This window comes from Mycobacterium sp. 1423905.2 (assembly GCF_001673155.1).
Classification (GTDB): Bacteria; Actinomycetota; Actinomycetes; order Mycobacteriales; family Mycobacteriaceae; genus Mycobacterium.
In genome coordinates, this window is record NZ_LZLE01000290.1 from 1 (window position 1) to 866 (window position 866).

The following is an 866-nucleotide window of genomic DNA, read 5'->3' on the forward strand; positions in this document are numbered from 1 at the left end:
CTGGTGACCGAGTCGGTGCCGCTGGCCCCGCCGGTCACCGAACCCGGCGCGCGGACAACCGGTTTGGCGAACGTCGCCTGGGTCTCGATGGCGACCGCCGTATGGTCGAGCTGCCAGCGGTTGAGCCAGGTGGTCTGGTCTAGCTCGGGAGGCCGTCGCAGCAACGCGACGTTCGCCAAACCGGTTGTCCGCGCGCCGGGTTCGGTGACCGGCGGGGCCAGCGGCACCGACTCGGTCACCAGATATGCGGCGAGCCGATCACACTCCTGGCTCAGCGTTCGCAGCGCTGCGGCCATTTGGCTGCCATAGCTCTGTTGCGTCCACAGGCTGACCACCGCGGCGACCGGCGGGTCCAACGTCGTCAAAGTCATCAACGAGTCACGCACCGCGCTGTCCCGGACATTGACCGCCAGGCCGGGAACGTCGAGCGCCAACAGCGCATCGGCGACTTCGCCGCGCTGCCGGTTGCACCACTCGTCGTCCGGCTCGGCGCGCATCAGCACGGCGATCACCTTCTCCATGAGCCGAACTTAACGTGTGCCCTCCATTACCGGTCGGACCGGCTGTTCGGCGCCGATCGCGTCGCCGATGATGCCGGCCAATCGTCGATAGGCTTGATCGCGCTTGCTGGACGCGCGGAAGACCAGACCGATCTGCCGCCCGGGCCGCGGCGCGGCGAACTGCGCCAGTTCAATGCGACTTCGGACCGCCTCCACGGGCACCGCGCTCTGCGGTATCAGGGTCACCCCTAGCCCGCCCATGACGCACTGAACGGCGGTCGCCAGTGAGGCGGCCCGGGTGTCGGCAAGGTCGATGCGCACCCCGGCTTTGTGGCATACATCCAGGGCCTGGTCTCGCAGGCAGTG

At 68.5% G+C, this 866-nt stretch carries 2 protein-coding genes; both read right to left on the minus strand.

Going from position 1 to position 866, the window contains the following annotated elements; genetic code table 11:
• Window positions 1–521: hypothetical protein (locus tag A9W95_RS19030; protein ID WP_253851704.1), on the minus strand; the 521-nt coding region annotated here is incomplete at its 3' end.
• 9 nt (window positions 522–530) lie between these two features.
• Window positions 531–866, minus strand: a 336-nt coding sequence (locus A9W95_RS19035; protein WP_253851584.1) for a LysR substrate-binding domain-containing protein, incomplete at its 5' end; no start/stop codon positions are given.